This is a genomic window from Arthrobacter sp. zg-Y179 (assembly GCF_020907345.1).
GTDB lineage: Bacteria > Actinomycetota > Actinomycetes > Actinomycetales > Micrococcaceae > Arthrobacter_B > Arthrobacter_B jinronghuae.
This window is the reverse complement of record NZ_JAJJOB010000007.1, coordinates 103,744-122,195: the sequence shown is the minus strand read 5'-3', so window position 1 is coordinate 122,195 and position 18,452 is coordinate 103,744. Positions and strand designations below refer to the sequence as shown.

Below are 18,452 nucleotides of genomic sequence, written 5' to 3'. Positions count from 1 at the left end.
TTTCCTCGGATATTCCCGACGGGCCTGGCTGGTCAAGACCATGAGCTTAGGGATGGAGGGGGTGTACGGAACGCGGGCCGCCGAAAGGTTCACCGCAGCCAAGGCAAACCTGATCATTCATGCTTACTGCCGGATCATCAACGCTCGGCATGCTCTTCATCGTGGCAGCCGGGGCCGTTTTCTACTTTTCTGCCAACTAAGTACCGCGGGATGGCCGGAATGCGGCGTTATTCCCAGAGAAGCGCAGCACTGGCGTAGCGCTGCGGCGGCCGGCTGTACTCTAGCTGCTTTCCGTCCACCAGCAGCGGCGGCGGCACAAACGTCAGCTCACCGTAGACACTCTGCCGGGTCCGGAGTTCCGCTTCCAGCTCGCTCCGCTCGGTACCCGAGGGCGGAGCAGGCAGCTGCATCAGCTCCAGTGCGGTGCGCGCCAGCGACAGATGGGCCGATCCGCTGATGCCTTGGTTGCGGGCGCCCATGAGCGCCACGGCGGCGGCTGCTGCCCCGAGGCCGTTTGCATAGTCCAGCGCCTGGACCGGCAGCGCCCCGGGCCGCCACGAGTCCCCCTCCCCGCTGCCGTAAATGGCAGCGATGCCGCTGGCAGCCTGCACGATGCTGTCGAAACCCCGCCGGCCCGCCCACGGCCCGGCATCGCCCCAGGCGTCGAAGCTCACCACACCCAGCCCCGGGTAGTCCGCCCGCAGCGCTTCCGGATCCAGCCCGAAGCGGGCGAGGGAGCCGCCCCGGTACCCCAACAGCACGGCGTCGGCCGCCTCGAGGAGTCCGCGGAACCGCCGGTAGGCGGCCGGGCCGGTGAGATCGGCCACCGCACTGCGCTTCGAGAAGCCGGTGTCAATGTGTTGCTCCACCAGCTCCGGGGTGGCCGGCGGGTCGATCCGCAGGACGTCGGCACCCAGAGCGCCCAGGATCCGGCTGCCCGACGGGCCGGCGATCACCCGTGTCAGGTCCAGGACGCGCAGGCCGTCCAGAATTCCGCCGGACCCGCCGCGCAGGGCAGCCGCCGCACTGCGGGGAGGCGCTGGTGCCGGTGCGGTGTCCAAACGGATCCACGGTTCCCCCCGGAGCGCCTCGCCCGCCGGGGAGCCCGCCCACTCCTCTGGCGGACGGACCGCGGCTGCCACTCCCCCGTGTGCCGTCACCCGGTCCTCCACCTCTATGGCCGTGAACCGCAGCAGTGCAGCGTCTACGGCGTCGGGGGAGGCAACGCCCAGTGCCGTGAGCAGGGCACGTTCGTGGTGCGGATAGTTGGCGTGCAGCCGGACCCATCCGTCGATGGTGCGGCGGAAACCCGACAGCGGCGCGAACCCGCCAACCGTTCTGCCGTCCACCCGCAGATGCGAATAGGAAGCGAACGATGCCGCGGCACCGCGTGAGGTCAGCACGATGTCCCGGTTCTTGCCGTCAGCACCGGTGCCGGCGGCGAGCGCCGTAGCCAGCGCCTGCAGGGATGCCAGGGCCAGTCCCTCCACGTCCAGGGCCCCCGCCCACCACCAGCGCGGTCCCGTCCAGGGTGCGGGCGCAGGATTCTCCGGCAGCAGCGGGGCAAGGTCCCGCCAGAGTGCGGGAAGGGGATTCGTGTCCTTGCGGTCGGCAGCCATAACCGCATTATGCAGCCCGATCCCGATTCCGCCGCACCTGCTCGCCCGCGAAGCGGAGATGTCATGCGCCTACCGTGCTGCCGCCGCCGCGAAGCGCGCCGCCAGCGTTCCGAAGGCGGACGCCAGCTCAGGCGGACCAATCACCTCGAGCTCGGCGTCAAACCGGCCGAAAGACGCCGCCAGCGCCGCCCAGGACCAGGAGCCTGCTTCCAGCCGGCACCTGTCGGGTCCCACGGCTTCGACCGTGCCGTCACCGGCAAACGGGACGACGGCGTCCCCCGGAAGATGCAGGACCACGGCGCCGCGGCACGGCCAGCCTTCACCGGAACTCCTGCCCGGTTCCGCTCCCCGGAACCGGGCGGAAAGGAAATCATGCGCGCTGCCGCCGGGCAGTTCCCGCTCCCGGAACCGCGCACCTCCAGGTAGCCGCGGAGTGATCCGGTCGGCCCGGAAGATCCGCCAGTCGTTCCGGTCCAGATCCCAGGCCACCAGGTACCACCGTCCGCGGGAGGCCACGAGGTGGTGCGGTTCCACCCGTCGAGGCGGCGCACCGGCGGCGTCGCCCTCTTCCGGACGGACCGCCGCATAGTTCAAACGCAGCACCTGCCGGGACCGGACCGCATTCGCCAAGGTCAGCAGCCGTTCCGGCGGAACGGATTCGGCCGCATCCGGACGTCCCGGCAGCACGGTGAACTGCAGTGCGTCGAGGCGGTGACGGAGCCGGGAGGGCATCACTTGCCGGACCGTGGCCAGCGCGCGGGCGGCGGCCTCCTCGATGCCGGCTCCGGTCATGGGCGCGGACTGCAGCGCGACGGCGAGGGCCAGCACCTGGTCGTCGTCAAAAAGCAGAGGCGGCAGCTCGGCGCCGGCGTCCAGGCGGTAACCCCCGTCCGGCCCCTTCAGCGCGGAGATGCGGTAACCCATTTCCCGCAGGCGGTCGACGTCGCGGCGCACCGTCCGGGGGCTGATCTCCAGCCGGTCCGCAAGCACCTGCCCCGGCCAGTCCCGCGGGGTCTGCAGAAGCGAGAGGAGCAGCAGGAGACGCGACGTCGTGGTGGGCATACGAGAAAGATAAACGAAATAGCGGCCAGAACCTGACCTCTACTAGGAGAAGAGTGGGTTTTACCGGGAAACACCCGGGCTATCCCAGAAGGAGCAACCCATGTCTGTCACCACCACGCCCCACCTGAACTTCCGCGGCGATGCCCGGGCCGCCCTCGAGTTCTACCACTCGGTTTTCGGCGGGCAGCTTATCGTCGTCACCAACGAGGACGCCTACAGCGTCGAACTCCCGGAGGAGGCCGGCCAAGTCAAGTTCGGGCAGGTCCTCGGCGGAAACGGATTCTCGATCATGGCCTACGACGTTCCCGCCAGCGTGTCCTACGACCAGGGGGACAAATCCTCCTTCGTCTCGGTCCGCGGCGACTCGGCCGAGGAAATCACCGGCCTCTGGGACCGGCTTTCCGACGGTTCCACCGTGCTCCAGGACCTGGCGCCCTCGGCCTTCTCCCCCGCCTACGGAATGGTGCAGGACCGCTTCGGCGTCACGTGGGTGCTCGACGTTGCCGTGGCCTATAACCCTGCCGGTTAACCCACATGCGCCGGTACACCGCGGGCACGGACCGATCCCCGGTCCGTGCCCGCCGCGGCGCCGTGCCCGGGGAAACCGAGACCCGCTAGTCTCAGAGGCATACATCCGGCGGTTTCCTCCGCCGGCACTCTAAGCATGGGAGCGTTATGGCCTCGGACGTACTGGTAGTCATCGGCATGGGCGGCATGGGACAGGCGGTTATGCGCCGGTCCGGCGCAGGACGCAAGATCCTGCTGGCCGACTTCAACGAAGACCTGCTCGAAACGGTGCACACTGCAGCCCTGGGTGAGGGCTACGACGTCGTGTCCCAGCAGGTGGACGTCTCCTCGCGTCAGTCCGTGGCCGCCCTGGCCGCAACGGCCCGTGAGCTGGGCGCGGTGACCGGCGTCGTCCACACCGCCGGGCTCTCCCCCGTCCAGGCACCGGTGGAGGCCATTTGGAAGGTGGACCTGTTCGGTGTGGCCGTGGTGCTGGAGGAGTTCGAAAAGGTCATCGCCCCGGGCGGCGCCGGCGTCGTCATTTCCAGCATGTCTGCCTACATGGCAGGCGGCCAGATGCCCGCCGACGTGCTGGCGAGCCTGGCCACCGTCCCTGCGGACGATCTGCTGCTGATTCCGTTTGTTGCCGGCATCGACCACCCCGGACATGCCTACAGCGTGGCCAAGCGCGCCAACCAGGTCCGTGTCCAGACCGCCAGCCTGCGCTGGGGTGCCCGCGGGGCACGCGTAAACAGCATCAGCCCCGGCGTCATTTCCACCCCTATGGGCCAGCAGGAACTCTCCGGCGAATCCGGCTCGCAGATGCGCGCCATGATCGAGGCGTCCGGCACCAAGCGCCTCGGCACCGCCTTCGACATCGCCAATGCCACGGCCTTCCTGCTCAGCCAGGACGCCAGCTTCATGACCGGCGCGGACCTGCTGGTCGACGGCGGTGCGGTGGCGGCCGTCGACACCGGCCAGCGCAGCAAGATCGCCGGCTAGGTCCGCTGACGGGGCGCGGCGGCGCGCGGCGGCAGGAGGGTGCCGGAGGCGCGGGAAAAAGATGGCCGCCGGGAGCCGCGGATGCGGAGCCACTGATTGCCGGGGCTTCGTCGGCGTGATCGAATCTGGGCATGTTGTACGCAGACTCAGCAGACGGCACCCGGATCGCGTTCGACCAGACGGGCCACGGCACGCCGGTGGTCATTGTCGGCGGTGCGTTTTCAACCGCCGACGCCGGCGCCCCGTTGGCCGCCGCGCTCAAAGCAGCCGGTTTCCAGGCGGTGACGGTGGACCGCCGTGCCCGCGGGAAAAGCACGGATACTTCCCCTTACTCTCCGCGGCGGGAGGTGGAGGACCTCACGGCGGTCCTCAACGCCGTCGGCGGCGACGCGGCAGTCCTCGGACATTCGTCCGGCGCGATGCTCGCCCTGCTTGCCGCGGCCGAAGGGGCACCGATCAGCCACCTGTTCCTGTCCGAGCCGCCGTTCCTCTTCGGCGAGGGGGAACCCTCGATCGACCTTCCGCAGCGGCTTCAGTCCCTCGTTGATTCAGGCAACCCGGCGGACGCCGTCACCACCTTCCAGCGCGAAGGCATCGGCCTGCCCGAAGCGTTTATTGAGCAGATCCAGGCCAGCCCCATGTTCGATTCCCTGGTTCCGCTGGCGCAGTCCGCCGTCTACGACGCGCTGCTGTCGCAGGCCGTGTCCACCCCGACGGCGGCGATGGCCCAGGTTTCGGTACCCGTCACCATCCTGCGCGGTATCACCACCTACCCGGTGATTATGGACGCCACCGAGAAGCTGGCGAGGCGGATGCCGCAGGCTGTCCTGGTAACAGTGCCCGAATCCCACGACCACTCCCCTGATCCGACCGGCACCGTACGCGAAATCCGCCGCCGCATCCCGGTGCAATGACCGACAGCCCGGCCGCGGATATTTTCCCCTATCTGGCTCTCCTGCGCGGCATCAACGTCGGCGGCCGGAACAAGGTCCCCATGAAGGAGTTACGGGGGCATCTGGAAGGCCTCGGGTTTCAGCAGGTGTCCACCTACATTGCGAGCGGGAATGTCTTCCTGGCATCGAATGACGACGCCGGCTCCGTCGGCCGGCAAATCGAAGCCGCACTCACGGATAATTTCGCCCTCGACGACGAACTCATCAAGGTCCTGGTGCTGGGCCGCGCGCAGCTGCAGGCCGTCGTCGAGCAACGGCCGCAGCACTTCGGTGAGCGGCCGGACCTCTACCACTCGGACGCGATTTTCCTCATGGACATCGATGCTGACACCGCCATGGACGCTTTCCGGCCGAGGGAAGGCGTTGACGAGATCTGGGCGGGCGACGGCGTCATCTACTCGCAGCGGCTCAGCTCCGAGCTGACCAAGAGCCGGCTGAGTGCCATCGCGGCCTCGCCGCTGTACAAGTCGATGACCGTCCGCAGCTGGAACACCACCCAGAAACTGTGGGAGCGGCTGCCCGGGTGATGCTTAGGTGTTAGGGTCCTGCCATGTCCGAACCCCTGCCGAATCCCTGCTCGACGAGCTCGGCCTTCGGATGTTCATGGAGCAGTGGAGGCTCGACGACGACGGCCGGCAGATTCCGGTGCCGATCCAGGAAGTCCACCGGGACCGGGTGGTGGCTCCGACAGCAGAGGGCGCGATGGCCAAGGCCGCCGATATGACCACTGCAGTCGATCTGCTGCTGCCCACCGACCGGCTGTACTCGCGTTAGGCCTACCGGATTCGTTCGTGCGACGCTGGAGGGATGGATTTGGTGGTGTCGCCCGCGCTCACGATTCCCGCAGCTGAACTCGACTGGCGGTTCTCCCGTTCGTCCGGCCCCGGGGGTCAGCACGTCAACACCTCAGACAGCCGCGTTGCACTCTCCTGGAACGTAGCCGGTTCTGCGGTGCTGTCGGAACAGCAACGCCTGCTGCTGCTGCAGCGGCTGACACGCAGTCTCGTGGCTGGAGTGCTGACGGTGACGGCCTCCGAGCAACGTTCCCAGCTTCGCAATCGGGAAACAGCCCTGGCCAAGCTCGCCGCGCTCGTGGCAGACAATCTGGCGCCCGGACCTGCCCCGCGCCGGACCACCAAACCTACCCGGGGCTCAAACTACCGCCGCCTCGATGCCAAGAAACAACGGGGTGCCACGAAGCGGCAACGGCAACGGCCGCCCGCTGATTAATTCCACTAGGGCTTCGGCATCAACATGAGGGATGCTGCCCGGGTTAGCTCGGCGTCGTCGAAGTTCCGTACTGGGACGGGCCTAGCCGGCGCCGAAGCTGCTCATTTTCGGAAACCCGGCCCCGAAGACCCGTGGCAATCCGGTCCAGGAAGTCATCCACCTCATTCTGCGCATACCCCTCGCGGAACTTTGTCGGCTGGAACCTCTGATTTATTACCTCTTCAGGGCTAAGAATTGAAGCGGTAACGGCCTGCCTAAAACTGTCCGTCTTTTGCAGTTGAAGACGTTCGTTTTCGAGCCGCCGAAGCTCCTGGACGGTTCGCGCCAGGAAATCATCCACTTCGTCCTGGTCATAGCCCTCCTTGAACTTGGTGGGCTGGAAGCGCTTCGCGACAACCTCTTCAGCTGTGAGAGTTCCGGTTCCGTATGTGACGGATTCCCCCTTGGATTTGGTGGATTTCGAAGCATTCGGTAATACCAAGGTGAGCAGAACTATTACCGCGACGAAAATCCAGATTTTTCCTGAGCCGTCGCTTTCGCTCGCCCCTTGGGCCATTACCGCTGAAACATACTCAAAGGACATGGTGCTCCGACTTTCGTAAGGTCAGTCTGTGTCACAGCTGAACGGATCAAAATCCTGGCGACAATAACTGTAACCGATTGTTCTTTTCAAAAGCCGCCATGGATTTCGATGTTTCCGGCTATGTCCAGGACCACCCTGCAGCCGGACGGCCGCGGCCCGCGGCGACTGCCTCGCTGGATTTGGACAACGCGGGGTTGCGGGCCAGCATCCGGCCCAGGTTGGAGGAGTCCGGTTCGGTGCGTCCGGCGGCAGCCGCCAGGCTCCGGCTCATCCGGGCGGCGTGGGCCGTGGTGAAGTGCTTCCCCAGCAGCGCCCTGGTCAGTGCCGCGTCCACCCAAAGCGCATCCAGCACGGCGCCGGCGGTGCGGCGGATGATGGTGTCGTGATCGAACGGCAGTCCGGACACTCGCTCCACCGGCGTGACCCTTACGGCGGCTTCGTTCAGCCCGGCGTCCGGGTGCAGGACGGCGGTATGGACAATCGAGATGGTGGGCCCGCGCGGATCCCGGTCCGGGTTGTCGTAGACTCCCGCCGTGTCGAGGTGGGCCACCTGGTCCTCCCCTACACCGGTCTTGACCGTCAGCGCCCGCAGTGCGGCCTCGGCCAGCCGTTCGGACGGAAGCAGGAGGACGCCGGGGAGCGCCTGCGCGCCGGCGAAGGGTTCGTTGGCGCGATCCGCGGTCACCAGGCACAGCCCCCCGTCCCGCACGATGAAGGGCACGGTATCGATCGAAACGAGGGGCTGCAGCCTTTCGGAACTCATGAGGCAATGTTACCGAGCACTGCACGGACGTCCGCGAAGGATTGGCGGCGGAGGAACTCGCCGTTGGCCCAGACGGGCTGCAGCAGGGATGCCTCTTCCTGCTCGGGCGTGGCCTTCTCGATGAGGACCAGTTCGCCGGCGTCGTTCCGGGTGACGGCCAGGCGGCCGGTAGCGGAACGCTTGGAACCGAAGCCCTTGGCAGTGATCGGATCCTTGAACACATTGCGGGGCCGGCCGTTGACCTCGATGTAGGTGACCTTGATTGCCGAGGAGAACGTGTCCCGGGTGACGTACTGGTAGGTGAACGAACCGGCGCCGAGCACGACATTCTCCGAGGCGTAGCCCTCTTTCTCCAGGCGTGCAGTGATGTCCGCGGCACGCTCGGGGGTGATGGAGTCGCCGTACATAACGCGCACGTTGTTCAGGACCTTGTAGCCGGCGTCGTTACGGGTGGAGCCGAACTCAGCTTCCAGGAGGGCGACGACGCCGAAGTAGGCCGGGTCCTCTGCCATCGACGGTGTCGCGTCGGGGAGGACGGCGCCGGGTCGGGTGGAGGTGCCGCAGACGATGTCGGCCGGGTCTCCGGAGTCGGGACGGATAACGACGTTGCCGTCGCGCGAGGTGATGATGTCCTTGAGCCCGGGCAGGATGCCCTGCAGTACGTGCCACAGGTCGTACCCGTCGGAGACCAGCGAGATGTTGCCGGTGGGGTTGACCTCAAGGATGTGGCGGAAGGTTTCCGCTTCTCCGTTCTGGCCGCCGGCACACATCACGGCGTGCTCGCTGGCGGGGATGGAGCCGAGGATCTGGCCATTCTCCGCGCCGAAGGAGGAGTTGTAGTAGCGGCGGATGAAGTCGGCCGAGCCGAGGGAGTCCGAGCCCTTGAAGGAGAGTAGGTGGCCGGCGCCGGAGGCCGCGGCCGCTTCGACGCCGGGCATGCCGCGGAAGGAGAAGTCGTGGAGCTGCCAGTCCACATAGGCGGCGTCCGTGCCGGTCTTCCCGGCGGCGGTGTCCAGAATGCCGCGGTACTTGTCGGCAATGGTCGCTGCGGTGGAGGGCTGCCAGATGGAGGCGCTGAGCGCCGTCTCGATGTAGTTGACCAGCCAGAAGAACTCCGGCTCGGTGGACTCGACGGTGACGGACGGGACCCGCAGTGGCACCCGGGTTCCCTCGGGCACGGCGCGGAAGATCAGCGGCAGGTAGCCGCGGCGGTGCAGGGACCGGATGTGGTCGGTGCCGACGGTGTTCGGTCCGAGGATGTCGTTGAGGCCGGCCTGGTATTCGGCCACGGCGTCGTCCTCATCAGCGGCGAAGAACGGGGCGAAGGCTTCAATGCAGAACTTCTGCAGGAAGGCCTGCAGACCGAAGTGCACCACGTGGTCCACCCCCTCGATCCGGGAGCCGCGGTTGGTGAAGTTGGAGAGAACCTTTGTGGTGCCCCGGGGGTACATGTGGATGTGGCCGAGCTTGTACGCGTCCGTCTGGAACAGGGCTGCGGTGATGCTGGCGGTGGTCAGGGCGGTCGGTGCTGCTGTCGTGGTCATGGCGGGTTCCTTAGCTTGAGACGGAATCAGATGAGGTGGGAGATCAGGGGCGTGATGGACGCGGCGACGTCCGGGTTGGCGGCGCCGGGGTGTGAATCCGTGGTGTAAATGGAGCCGTAGGCCTGCCGCAGCTGGGCTGCTTTGCCGGAGAACACCCCGTGGCTGACCCACAGGTCCAGGCGGTCCGGCCCGAGGCCGGTGGCTGCGGCCAGGCCCATGAAGGTTCCGCCGCCGTCGCAGATGTCGTCGACGACCAGGAAGCGTCCTTCGGCGGGCAGTTCCTCGCAGGTGAATCCGGACAGCTTGCCGGTGGCAAAGTCCCGGTGCTTCTCTGCGGAGTAGAGCGGAAGTCCGAGGGCCGCGGCGGTTCGGGCGGTGCGTTCCTTCGCTCCGGCGTCCGGGCAGATGACGCCGGCATACTCCCCGGCCTTGTTCCGCAGGACCTGGGCGATCACGGCGGAGGAATCCACGACGCGCAGGTTGCGGACCATGGCCGGCATAACGGGCGAGTGCGGGTCGAAGCAGACCACTTCGTCGGCGTTCATGGCGTTGATGAGGTTGGCGTAGACCTTGGCACCGAAGGGGTTGCCGCGGTCCTGGCGGGCTCCGGGCAGGTACGGGATGAGGGCCTGGACCTTGTGGCCGCCCTGGTGGGCGTAGTCAATCCACATGGCGGCGGTCATGTACTCGCTGGCATCGGCGCCGGTGAGGTAGAAGTACAGCGGGGTTTCCGCCGGGCTGCCTTCGACCTTGAGGTGGGCTTCCCCGGCCGGGAAGGACATCGGCGTCGCTGCCGAGTGGACGGTGTACCCCTGCGGGACTGTGGCGTATGCGGTGAACATGCTGCCAGCCTACACAGGTTTTTCGTCTATGGAAGTTTATTAGTGCAATAAACGTATTGTTACGAATAATGACGAATGGGTGCGGGCTACCCTGTCGCCGGGCTGACGAAACGGCCGCCCAGCTCCTCGGCGAGAGCGGCGATTTGGTCCGGTCCCGGCACCTGCCCCTCACGGTCCGGCAGCACCAGCACGTGCCAGTTGCTGCCCTCGGCAAAGTACGGGACCGGGTTTCCGGCCCCGTTCAGCAGCTCCGAGGCCTTCGCCCGGTCCGCCGCGTTCGCGTAGCGGATGATTTCGACCGTGTCCGTGCACATCCGGTACTCGGGAAGATATCCGTCTATCTGCATCGTGACCGGCTCCGCTGTGGTGCCGGGGTCGCAGTCCAGGACGCCGGCGACGGCGTCGTACAGTTCGTTGACTGAGGCGAAGGAAGGGGCCCCCTCCTCAACCCGAAGGTCGATCGAAATCGCCGTTGTGCGGTCCGGCATCTGCCGCTCCACCCGCAGCGACCAGCACCCGGGCTCGTCAAACTCGTAGACGGCGTCCCAGCCCTCCCCCGGCTTGTCCAGCTCCCCTCCCGTGGAAGTGCTGGGTTTCTTAAACGCCTCAACCCGGTTTCCCTGCGGATCGGCAAGCCACGTATCGAACGCACCGGTCCCGGTGACCCGCCAGGCAATTTCCACCGGCGATCCGGCGGAGAATGGAACCGAAGCGTCGGCTGGCTCTACTAAGCCCCAGGCCTGGAAGTCCCGGGCATCGCTCAAGTCCAGCACCCGGTCCTCGCCAAGGACCACGGCGTTTTGGCAGGCCGTGATTGAGGCGCCGTCACTCGATGCCGGCGGGGTGGACTGCTCGTCCGCGCTCGACGACCCGGCGTCCGTGCAGGCGGAAAGCAGCAGCACCGTCGCTGCTGCGGCTGCGAGTCCCTTTACTCTGCGCATTGGCGCCCACCCCGTCGTGTTGGTGGGGACATCATTGCACGGGGTTGGCGATCACGTGCCGATGTCCCTCCGGGCGAGTGCGAAGGACGCGAGCAGCACCAGCAGCGCACTTGTTCCATACAGTGCACCGAGCCCGGCCCAATCGGCCCCGTTGCTGAGCGGGCCGGCGCCGAAGGCCCAGTGATAGGGCGTCCAGGAGTGAAGGTAGTCCAGGTCCGGATTCTGGTTGGCCACCGCGTTGAGGGCGTACCCGCCGACGGCGACCGCAACGGCAGCCGCGAGGGCCCAGACGCGGCGGCCGGTGATTGCCCCCGCAGCCAGGGCGACGGACGCAGTCAGCAGCGCCAGCCCGATGAGCGCCGCGCACCCGGCCCAGAGATGGGAAGGAATAAGCCCGAGTTGTGCGGGGCGGTTGAAAACCAGCACGGCCAGGCCGGTGAAAAGCCCGAGCAGCACCAGACGGGCGACAATGGCGGCGCTGCGCTCCAGGACGAGCTGGACCCGGCCGACCGCGTGGGCCAGGAGGAGTTCCAGGCTTCCACTCTCCTCGTCGCCGGCAATTGCCCGGGTTCCCCACGAAATGGCGGCGATGGTGAAGAGGACGAACCCGATGAGTCCGAAGAACGTCGACTGGGTGTATCCGGCGCCGGTGGTCAGCTCGTCATATCCCAGCGCGGAAATGAGCTCGGGCGGCAGGCTTTGCAGGAGATCCTGAAAATCCTGGCCGACCAGGGACGGATAGAGGGGCAGGTACAGGCTCAGGACAGCAAGAATGCCCGCCGCCCATCCCAGAAGCGGACGCCACGATCCGGCAAGCGAGCGGGTTAACAAGGGGAAGCGACTCATTCGGCGGCACCGCCGTCGGCCGGCCCGGCAGCGTTCTCCGGCCCGTAAAACCGCAGGACGGCCTCCTCGAGGTCGGGTTCCTGCACCACCAGGTCGAGGAGGTGATGTCCCGCCAGGGCCGTGATCAGGTCCGGCATGTCCCCCTCGAACCGGGCATGGATCGAGGTTGCATCTCCGGTCGCCGGGTCGGCGGGCACGGGCAGCAGCTCGAATCCAGGCACCCTTGCGAGGCTTTCCATCAAGGCAGGTGCCTCTGCTGCACTGATTCCAATCCTCACTCGGCGGCCTGCCGCAGCCCGGATGTCGGCGGTGCTGGCGTCGGAGACCACAGTCCCCGAGCGCAGGATGGCCACGGTGTCCGCGGCATCCTCGATCTCGCTGAGTACGTGCGAGCTGAGCAGTACCGTCTGGCCGTTGCTGCTCGCCTCCCTCACCAGTGCCAGGAACTCCTGCTGAACCAAAGGGTCCAATCCGCTGGTCGGTTCGTCCAGGATGAGCAGCGGGGGTTGATGCATAAATGCCTGGATAAGCCCCAGTTTCTGCCGGTTTCCCTTGGACAGGGCACGCACCGGGCGGCCGAGGTCCAGATCGAGCCGCTCCGCCAGCGCCGGAACGGCTCCCGGAACTACTGGTCCACTGATGCGCGAGTAAAAGCGAAGCAGTTCCCGTCCGCTGACTCTGTCCGCCAGGGCAAGATCTCCCGGCAGGAAGCCGATACGACGGCGCAGGGCCGGCCCTCCGTTGCGGGGATCAACACCGAGGACGGTTACCTCTCCGGAACTGGGGCGCAGCAGGTCCAGCAGCAGCCGCATGAGCGTGGTCTTGCCGGCGCCGTTGGGACCGATGATCCCGAAGACGCTTCCGGCTGGAACCTCCAGATCGATGCCTTTCAGTGCTGCAACGCGTCCGAAGTTCTTTTGCAACCCACGCGTGCGGACAGCGGCTGAGGTAGAGCCAGTTCTCATGGGGTCAGGCTACGCGCCTGCAGTGGGTGTCGGGTAGGCGGCGGCGCCGGCCGGTGCGGGCCAGGATACGTCCCCCGGAGGATCCTCCCCCACCAGCCCGTCCACCGATTCACGGATCAGATCGGCATGTCCGGTATGCCGGGCATATTCCTCGATCAGGTCGATCAGCATACGGCGCAGACTGCCGGCTTGACCCTCAATGGCGGGCAGCAGCTGGTCGAGTCCACCGTCGTCCAGCGCGGCGGCAAGGCGGTGCCGGGAGCGTCCGACGGCGTCGCCCCACAGGGCGTAGAGGTGCTCCGGGCTGTCGTCTGCGGCGGTACGCCAATCCCAGTCCGGATCGGTTTCCCAGTCCACTGCATTCCACGGGGCTCCCGGGTCCTGACCTTTCAGCCGCCAGGCGAAGTACATGTCCTCCACACCCGCCAGGTGCTTGAGGAGACCACCGAGCGTAATGGCTGAGGAGCCAACGGTGGCGGTGAGGGCTTCGGCGTCAAGGCCGCCGGTTTTCCAGGCAAAGGTGGCGCGCTGCCGGTCCAGGGAGCCCAGCAGGGTCTCGGTTTCCGTTCCAGCCAGCGGGGGCTCGATTTTGTCCGGGATGTCCTGATCAGTCATCGCCGAAGACTAGGCGGACGGGACAGCCGCGTCCATACGTGCTCCGCCCCAACACGCTTTACCCGTGCCTACTGGACGCGGCGGCCGCTGCTGCATGGTTGACAGCTGCACCGGCCCGGGCGAGGATCGCGTCATGACTCGGCAGGAAGCCTTCCCCCTCCGCTGCGCGGTCGTGGCGTTCGCCCTGGCCGCCCTGCTGACCCAGCTTGTGGTTGTTCCGCGGATCGCGGCCCGGTCCGCGGCTGCCTATCCGGAGGTTGCGGATCTGGCATCCTCGTACGTCACGGTAATCGGGGCTGCGGTGGCCGCCTTCGAGCTGGCGTTGCTGGCAGCCTGGCAACTGGTCTCAGCCGCGGTAGCAGACAGGTCCGTGACACGTCGGTCGACGGGATGGGCCAACATCATGGCGGTTTCACTGGGTGTCATGGCAGTGCTCTTTGCAGGGGTTTTCGCCCATGCCGGGTTCATCGAGAATATCGGCGGCCCGGCGATACTGTTCGGGCTGCTGCTCTTCCTCGCCCTCATCCCTGTCGCCTTTGCCTTCAGATACGGGGTGCTGGTCTGGCTGAAAGAAGAACACCCCGTGCTTTAAACAGCGCTGCCGCCGCGACGGACCCGAAAGGCCCGCCGCGGCGGCAATGGTTGTCAGATGACACTAAGGAACTAGAAGTCCCAGTCGTCGTCTTCCGTGTTCACGGCCTTGCCGATCACGTAGGAAGATCCGGAGCCGGAGAAGAAGTCGTGGTTCTCGTCGGCATTCGGTGACAGGGCCGAGAGGATCGCCGGGTTCACGTCCGTCAGGGTGGACGGGAACATGGCCTCGTAGCCCAGGTTCATCAGCGCCTTGTTGGCGTTGTAGTGCAGGAACTTCTTGACGTCCTCGGCCAGGCCGACGCCGTCGTACAGGTCATGCGTGTACTGGACTTCGTTTTCGTACAGCTCGAAGAGCAGCTCGTACGTGTAGTCCTTCAGTTCCTGGCGGCGCTCCTCGGGAACCGTCTCCAGGCCGCGCTGGAACTTGTAGCCGATGTAGTAGCCGTGCACTGCCTCGTCACGGATGATGAGGCGGATCAGGTCGGCCGTGTTTGTGAGCTTGGCCCGCGAGGACCAGTACATCGGCAGGTAGAAGCCGGAGTAGAAGAGGAAGGACTCGAGCAGGGTGGAGGCCACCTTGCGCTTCAGGGGATCATCGCCGCGGTAGTAATCGGTGATGATCTGCGCCTTCTTCTGCAGATTCGGGTTCTCCGTGGACCAGCGGAAGGCCTCGTCAATCTCCTTGGTGGAAGCCAGGGTGGAGAAGATCGAGGAGTAGCTCTTGGCGTGCACGGACTCCATGAACGCAATGTTCGTGTAGACCGCTTCCTCGTGCGGGGTGAGCGCATCGGGGATCAGCGAGACGGCACCGACGGTGGCCTGCATAGTGTCCAGCAGGGTCAGGCCCGTGAACACACGCATGGTCAGCTGCTGCTCATCCGGGGTCAGCGTGGCCCAGGACTGGACGTCGTTGGACAGCGGCACCTTCTCCGGCAGCCAGAAGTTGTTGACCAGACGGTTCCAGACCTCAACGTCCTTCTCATCCTGGATCCGGTTCCAGTTGATCGCCTGGACGCCGTCGATCAGCTTCAGCTTCTCGGTCATGAATAATTCCTTGTCTTCAAAAGTTCGGGGAAAGGGGTGCGGAAAGCGGCAGCCTTACAGCATGCAGGAAACGCAGCCCTCAACCTCGGTGCCTTCCAGCGCGAGCTGGCGCAGGCGGATGTAGTAGATGGTCTTGATGCCCTTGCGCCAGGCGTAGATCTGCGCCTTGTTGATATCGCGGGTGGTTGCGGTGTCCTTGAAGAACAGCGTCAGGGACAGGCCCTGGTCCACGTGCTGGGTCGCAGCAGCGTAGGTGTCGATGATCTTCTCGTAGCCGATCTCGTACGCATCCTGGTAGTACTCCAGGTTGTCGTTGGTCAGGTACGGCGCCGGGTAGTAGACGCGTCCCAGCTTGCCTTCCTTGCGGATCTCGATCTTCGACGCCACCGGGTGAATGGAGGAGGTGGAGTTGTTGATGTAGGAGATCGAGCCGGTGGGCGGCACGGCCTGCAGGTTCTGGTTGTAGATGCCGTGTTCCATGACCGAAGCCTTCAGCGCCTCCCAGTCAGCCTGGGTGGGGATGTGCACGCCGTCGAACAGTTCGCGGACCCGCTGGGTCTGCGGGACCCATTCCCGGGTGGTGTACTTGTCGAAGTACTCCCCCGTGGCGTACTTGGAGCGCTCGAAGCCGGCGAACTTGCGGCCGGTCTCGATGGCCAGCAGGTTCGACGCCCGCACGGCGTGGTAGACCACCGTGTAGAAGTAGATGTTCGTGAAGTCGATGCCTTCTTCGGAACCGTAGTACACCCGCTCGCGTGCCAGGTAGCCGTGCAGGTTCATCTGGCCCAGGCCGATGGCGTGCGACATGTCATTGCCCTTGGCAATGGACGGAACCGAACCGATGTGGCTCATGTCCGAAACGGCGGTCAGCGCGCGGATAGCCGTCTCGATGGTCCGGCCGAAGTCCGGCGAGTCCATGGTCTTGGCAATGTTCAGCGAGCCGAGGTTGCAGGAGATGTCCTTGCCGGTCTCGTCGTAGGACAGGTCATCGTTGTACGTGGTGGGCTGGGAAACCTGGAGGATTTCCGAGCACAGGTTGGACATGATGATCTTGCCCTCGATCGGGTTCTCCCGGTTCACCGTGTCCTCGAACATGATGTACGGGTAACCGGACTCGAACTGGATCTCGGCGAGGGTCTGGAAGAAGTCGCGGGCACGGATCTTGGTCTTCTTGATCCGCGCGTCGTCGACCATCTCGTAGTACTTTTCGGTGACCGAGATGTCGGAGAACGGCATGCCGTAAACCTTCTCGACGTCGTACGGGGAGAACAGGTACATGTCCTCGTCGCGCTTGGCCAGTTCGAAGGTGATGTCGGGAACGACGACGCCGAGCGAGAGGGTCTTGATGCGGATCTTCTCGTCAGCGTTCTCGCGCTTGGTGTCCAGGAACCGGTTGATGTCCGGGTGGTGGGCGTGCAGGTACACGGCACCGGCACCCTGGCGGGCTCCGAGCTGGTTGGCGTAGGAGAAGCTGTCCTCGAGGAGCTTCATCACGGGGATGACGCCGGAGGACTGGTTCTCGATCTGCTTGATCGGCGCGCCGACCTCGCGGATGTTGGTCAGCGCAAAGGCAACGCCGCCGCCGCGCTTGGACAGCTGCAGAGCGGAGTTGATGGAGCGGCCGATGGACTCCATGTTGTCCTCGATACGCAGCAGGAAGCAGGAGACCAGCTCGCCGCGCTGGGCCTTGCCGGCGTTGAGGAACGTGGGGGTGGCGGGCTGGAAGCGGCCTTCGATGATTTCGTCCACCATCTGCGTGGCGAGCTGCTCGTCGCCGCGGGCCAGGTGCAGGGCAACCATGCAGACACGGTCTTCGTAACGCTCCAGGTAACGCTTGCCGTCGAAGGTCTTCAGCGTGTACGAGGTGTAGAACTTGAACGCGCCGAGGAAGGTTTCGAAGCGGAACTTCTTCTTGTAGGCGCGGTTGTACAGCTCCTTGATGAAGGTCATGGAGTACTGGTCGAGCGTTTCCGGCTCGTAGTAGTCGTTCTTGACCAGGTATTCCAGCTTCTCTTCCAGGTCATGGAAGAAGACCGTGTTGTTGTTAACGTGCTGGAGGAAGTACTGGCGCGCAGCAGCGCGGTCGGCGTCGAACTGAATCTCTCCGTTCTTGCCGTACAGGTTCAGCATGGCGTTGAGCTCGTGATAGCCCAGGCCCTTGTAAGCCTCCGGGAGCTCCTTGGAGTCCGTCATGCCGGCTTCTGCGACTGATGTGTCCAAAACTTTTCCAATCCTTCGTTAACCTTGGCAACGTCCTCGGACGTGCCCATGAGTTCAAATCGATACAGCACGGGGACCTGGCACTTCACGGCGATGATGTCCGCCGCGAGGCAATAGGATTCCCCGAAGTTTGTGTTGCCCGCTCCGATCACACCCCGGATCAAGGAGCGGTTGCGCTCGTTGTTCAGGAACTTGATGACCTGTTTGGGAACGGCGCCCCGGGCTGCGGCTCCCGGTGATGCTGCCGTTCCACCGTAGGTGGGAAGCAGCAGTACGTAGGGCCGGGTGGCCAGCAGTGTGGGCTGGGAGGTGTGGAGCGGAAGAGCCGCCGCGAAGATCCCGAGCTTTTCCACAAAGCGGCGGGTATACCCGGAGGCTGAGGAGAAGTAGATCAGGGAGGCGTCCGTTTCCGGTTGTCTATCCCCTGCGGATGCCGATGCCGGCGCAAAGCCGGCTTGGTCTGCCATCCCCAGTGCCATGGTTGCTGCGCTCCTGACGGGTATTGCGCGGGTGGTGCGTGATGCGAGGTGCTGCGGCGGGAAAGCCGGACGGAGCCCGGCGGCTCCCTAGGCTACGGAGGAAACCTGCGCCTGGGCCAGCTCTTCGATCTTGTCGGGCCGGAAGCCGGACCAGGAGTCCTGCTCGGTGACGACAACGGGGGCCTGCATGTAGCCCATGGAACGGACGCGCTCGAGGGCCTCGGGGTCCTGCGACATGTCGACGCTCTGGTACACAATGCCCTTCTTGTCGAGGGCGCGGTAAGTGGCGTTGCACTGTACGCAGGCGGGCTTGGTGTAAACCGTAACGGTCATGGCGTGGTCTCCCCTAGTGAAGCGTGAAGTCTGTTCTGTGGTGCCTGATGAAGCCGGCGATACTGGACGCTCGTCGTGTTCAAAAACTTGCTTGTGAAGCTTGGTGAAGCTCTCGAAGTCTGTTCCTAGATACTACATCCAGTTCCATGCCCAGACACTACATCTAGTGCGCCCCCCAAGGTGGAACCCCTACATGATGTATTACAAGTATGTCATTACACAGGGCCGCCGTCCACAGTTTGTGCACAGGGGATGCCGCGTAAATAGGCGGGATTTCAGCGGCCCGGCGGGGGTTCTCCACAGCCTGTGC

General features: G+C 65.4%; 21 protein-coding genes. 7 read left to right on the top strand and 14 right to left on the bottom strand.

From position 1 onward, the window contains the following. Nucleotides 1-227: 227 nt before the first annotated feature. A complete protein-coding gene (locus tag LOC56_RS07765) occupies nucleotides 228-1,619 on the bottom strand; it encodes a CoA transferase (RefSeq protein WP_229951709.1) in 1,392 nt (463 codons plus the stop codon). 69 nt (nucleotides 1,620-1,688) lie between these two features. Next, the gene (locus LOC56_RS07760) at nucleotides 1,689-2,681 is read right to left on the bottom strand and encodes a helix-turn-helix transcriptional regulator (RefSeq protein WP_229951708.1); all 993 of its coding nucleotides are present in this window, start codon (nucleotides 2,679-2,681) and stop codon (nucleotides 1,689-1,691) included. A 100-nt stretch (nucleotides 2,682-2,781) separates the two neighbouring features. Here LOC56_RS07760 and LOC56_RS07755 point away from each other — a divergent pair, with 100 nt between their 5' ends. The 6 genes from LOC56_RS07755 (at nucleotide 2,782) to arfB (ending at nucleotide 6,373) form a co-directional block, all read left to right on the top strand. Then, a complete protein-coding gene (locus tag LOC56_RS07755; RefSeq protein ID WP_229951707.1) occupies nucleotides 2,782-3,210 on the top strand; it encodes a VOC family protein in 429 nt (142 codons plus the stop codon). Between the two features lie 146 nt (nucleotides 3,211-3,356). Continuing rightward, entirely contained in the window at nucleotides 3,357-4,190 is an 834-nt protein-coding gene (locus LOC56_RS07750; protein ID WP_229951706.1) for an SDR family oxidoreductase, read from the top strand. Nucleotides 4,191-4,321: 131 nt separating this feature from the next. Further along, nucleotides 4,322-5,104, top strand: coding sequence for an alpha/beta fold hydrolase (locus LOC56_RS07745; protein WP_229951705.1), 783 nt, complete (start codon nucleotides 4,322-4,324; stop codon nucleotides 5,102-5,104). Next, nucleotides 5,101-5,670 carry a DUF1697 domain-containing protein gene (locus LOC56_RS07740; protein ID WP_229951704.1) on the top strand — a complete coding sequence of 190 codons (570 nt, stop codon included), beginning with the start codon at nucleotides 5,101-5,103 and terminating at the stop codon, nucleotides 5,668-5,670. The genes LOC56_RS07745 and LOC56_RS07740 overlap by 4 nt, the downstream gene beginning before the upstream one ends. A gap of 7 nt (nucleotides 5,671-5,677) precedes the next feature. Then, nucleotides 5,678-5,917, top strand: coding sequence for a hypothetical protein (locus LOC56_RS07735; protein ID WP_229951703.1), 240 nt, complete (start codon nucleotides 5,678-5,680; stop codon nucleotides 5,915-5,917). Nucleotides 5,918-5,950: 33 nt separating this feature from the next. Next, nucleotides 5,951-6,373, top strand: a complete 423-nt coding sequence (arfB, locus tag LOC56_RS07730) for an alternative ribosome rescue aminoacyl-tRNA hydrolase ArfB (protein WP_229951702.1) — start codon at nucleotides 5,951-5,953, stop codon at nucleotides 6,371-6,373. A 43-nt stretch (nucleotides 6,374-6,416) separates the two neighbouring features. Here the strand turns inward: arfB and LOC56_RS16390 are convergent, their stop codons facing one another. The 8 genes from LOC56_RS16390 to LOC56_RS07685 form a co-directional block, all read right to left on the bottom strand. Beyond that, the gene (locus tag LOC56_RS16390) at nucleotides 6,417-6,956 is read right to left on the bottom strand and encodes a DivIVA domain-containing protein (RefSeq protein ID WP_442860080.1); all 540 of its coding nucleotides are present in this window, start codon (nucleotides 6,954-6,956) and stop codon (nucleotides 6,417-6,419) included. Nucleotides 6,957-7,074: 118 nt separating this feature from the next. Beyond that, nucleotides 7,075-7,719 (bottom strand): NUDIX domain-containing protein, encoded by a 645-nt coding sequence (locus LOC56_RS07715; protein WP_229951701.1) that lies wholly within the window; start codon nucleotides 7,717-7,719, stop codon nucleotides 7,075-7,077. Next, nucleotides 7,716-9,263 carry a nicotinate phosphoribosyltransferase gene (locus tag LOC56_RS07710; RefSeq protein ID WP_229951700.1) on the bottom strand — a complete coding sequence of 516 codons (1,548 nt, stop codon included), beginning with the start codon at nucleotides 9,261-9,263 and terminating at the stop codon, nucleotides 7,716-7,718. Before LOC56_RS07710 ends, LOC56_RS07715 begins: the two co-directional genes overlap by 4 nt. 26 nt (nucleotides 9,264-9,289) lie before the next feature. Continuing rightward, on the bottom strand, nucleotides 9,290-10,105 hold the full coding sequence (locus tag LOC56_RS07705; protein WP_229951699.1) for a ribose-phosphate pyrophosphokinase: 816 nt from the start codon (nucleotides 10,103-10,105) through the stop codon (nucleotides 9,290-9,292). A gap of 86 nt (nucleotides 10,106-10,191) precedes the next feature. Then, nucleotides 10,192-11,046, bottom strand: a complete 855-nt coding sequence (locus LOC56_RS07700; RefSeq protein ID WP_229951698.1) for a hypothetical protein — start codon at nucleotides 11,044-11,046, stop codon at nucleotides 10,192-10,194. Nucleotides 11,047-11,097: 51 nt separating this feature from the next. Continuing rightward, complete coding sequence (locus tag LOC56_RS07695) at nucleotides 11,098-11,892, bottom strand: ABC transporter permease subunit (RefSeq protein ID WP_229951697.1); 795 nt, start codon at nucleotides 11,890-11,892, stop codon at nucleotides 11,098-11,100. Next, a complete protein-coding gene (locus LOC56_RS07690) occupies nucleotides 11,889-12,857 on the bottom strand; it encodes an ABC transporter ATP-binding protein (protein WP_229951696.1) in 969 nt (322 codons plus the stop codon). Before LOC56_RS07690 ends, LOC56_RS07695 begins: the two co-directional genes overlap by 4 nt. 9 nt (nucleotides 12,858-12,866) lie before the next feature. Beyond that, nucleotides 12,867-13,472 carry a DinB family protein gene (locus LOC56_RS07685; RefSeq protein WP_229951695.1) on the bottom strand — a complete coding sequence of 202 codons (606 nt, stop codon included), beginning with the start codon at nucleotides 13,470-13,472 and terminating at the stop codon, nucleotides 12,867-12,869. Between the two features lie 133 nt (nucleotides 13,473-13,605). On the opposite strand from LOC56_RS07685, the gene LOC56_RS07680 reads away from it, so the two are divergent. Beyond that, nucleotides 13,606-14,064 (top strand): DUF2975 domain-containing protein, encoded by a 459-nt coding sequence (locus tag LOC56_RS07680; RefSeq protein ID WP_229951694.1) that lies wholly within the window; start codon nucleotides 13,606-13,608, stop codon nucleotides 14,062-14,064. A gap of 71 nt (nucleotides 14,065-14,135) precedes the next feature. On the opposite strand, the gene nrdF is transcribed toward LOC56_RS07680, so the two are convergent. From nrdF to nrdH, 4 genes are all read right to left on the bottom strand, one after another. Beyond that, nucleotides 14,136-15,110: a class 1b ribonucleoside-diphosphate reductase subunit beta gene (gene nrdF, locus LOC56_RS07675; RefSeq protein WP_229951693.1), complete on the bottom strand. Its 975-nt coding sequence runs from the start codon at nucleotides 15,108-15,110 to the stop codon at nucleotides 14,136-14,138. 54 nt (nucleotides 15,111-15,164) lie between these two features. Further along, nucleotides 15,165-17,303, bottom strand: coding sequence for a class 1b ribonucleoside-diphosphate reductase subunit alpha (gene nrdE, locus LOC56_RS07670; RefSeq protein WP_229951876.1), 2,139 nt, complete (start codon nucleotides 17,301-17,303; stop codon nucleotides 15,165-15,167). Then, entirely contained in the window at nucleotides 17,300-17,797 is a 498-nt protein-coding gene (gene nrdI, locus LOC56_RS07665; protein ID WP_229951692.1) for a class Ib ribonucleoside-diphosphate reductase assembly flavoprotein NrdI, read from the bottom strand. The genes nrdE and nrdI overlap by 4 nt, the downstream gene beginning before the upstream one ends. 99 nt (nucleotides 17,798-17,896) lie before the next feature. Further along, nucleotides 17,897-18,142: a glutaredoxin-like protein NrdH gene (gene nrdH / locus LOC56_RS07660; protein ID WP_227901614.1), complete on the bottom strand. Its 246-nt coding sequence runs from the start codon at nucleotides 18,140-18,142 to the stop codon at nucleotides 17,897-17,899. Between the last annotated feature and the right edge of the window lie 310 nt (nucleotides 18,143-18,452).

Bases quoted from the DNA above. Each gene is read 5' to 3' on its own strand.
- arfB (WP_229951702.1), top strand. From the start codon at position 5,951: ATGGATTTGGTGGTGTCGCCCGCGCTCACGATTCCCGCAGCTGAACTC.
- LOC56_RS07745 (WP_229951705.1), top strand. From the start codon at position 4,322: ATGTTGTACGCAGACTCAGCAGACGGCACCCGGATCGCGTTCGACCAG.
- LOC56_RS07740 (WP_229951704.1), top strand. From the start codon at position 5,101: ATGACCGACAGCCCGGCCGCGGATATTTTCCCCTATCTGGCTCTCCTG.
- LOC56_RS07685 (WP_229951695.1), bottom strand. From the start codon at position 13,472: ATGACTGATCAGGACATCCCGGACAAAATCGAGCCCCCGCTGGCTGGA.
- LOC56_RS07755 (WP_229951707.1), top strand. From the start codon at position 2,782: ATGTCTGTCACCACCACGCCCCACCTGAACTTCCGCGGCGATGCCCGG.
- LOC56_RS07765 (WP_229951709.1), bottom strand. From the start codon at position 1,619: ATGGCTGCCGACCGCAAGGACACGAATCCCCTTCCCGCACTCTGGCGG.
- nrdI (WP_229951692.1), bottom strand. From the start codon at position 17,797: ATGGCAGACCAAGCCGGCTTTGCGCCGGCATCGGCATCCGCAGGGGAT.
- LOC56_RS07705 (WP_229951699.1), bottom strand. From the start codon at position 10,105: ATGTTCACCGCATACGCCACAGTCCCGCAGGGGTACACCGTCCACTCG.
- nrdF (WP_229951693.1), bottom strand. From the start codon at position 15,110: ATGACCGAGAAGCTGAAGCTGATCGACGGCGTCCAGGCGATCAACTGG.
- nrdE (WP_229951876.1), bottom strand. From the start codon at position 17,303: ATGACGGACTCCAAGGAGCTCCCGGAGGCTTACAAGGGCCTGGGCTAT.
- LOC56_RS07695 (WP_229951697.1), bottom strand. From the start codon at position 11,892: ATGAGTCGCTTCCCCTTGTTAACCCGCTCGCTTGCCGGATCGTGGCGT.
- nrdH (WP_227901614.1), bottom strand. From the start codon at position 18,142: ATGACCGTTACGGTTTACACCAAGCCCGCCTGCGTACAGTGCAACGCC.
- LOC56_RS07710 (WP_229951700.1), bottom strand. From the start codon at position 9,263: ATGACCACGACAGCAGCACCGACCGCCCTGACCACCGCCAGCATCACC.
- LOC56_RS07750 (WP_229951706.1), top strand. From the start codon at position 3,357: ATGGCCTCGGACGTACTGGTAGTCATCGGCATGGGCGGCATGGGACAG.
- LOC56_RS07680 (WP_229951694.1), top strand. From the start codon at position 13,606: ATGACTCGGCAGGAAGCCTTCCCCCTCCGCTGCGCGGTCGTGGCGTTC.
- LOC56_RS07700 (WP_229951698.1), bottom strand. From the start codon at position 11,046: ATGCGCAGAGTAAAGGGACTCGCAGCCGCAGCAGCGACGGTGCTGCTG.
- LOC56_RS07715 (WP_229951701.1), bottom strand. From the start codon at position 7,719: ATGAGTTCCGAAAGGCTGCAGCCCCTCGTTTCGATCGATACCGTGCCC.
- LOC56_RS16390 (WP_442860080.1), bottom strand. From the start codon at position 6,956: ATGTCCTTTGAGTATGTTTCAGCGGTAATGGCCCAAGGGGCGAGCGAA.
- LOC56_RS07760 (WP_229951708.1), bottom strand. From the start codon at position 2,681: ATGCCCACCACGACGTCGCGTCTCCTGCTGCTCCTCTCGCTTCTGCAG.
- LOC56_RS07690 (WP_229951696.1), bottom strand. From the start codon at position 12,857: ATGAGAACTGGCTCTACCTCAGCCGCTGTCCGCACGCGTGGGTTGCAA.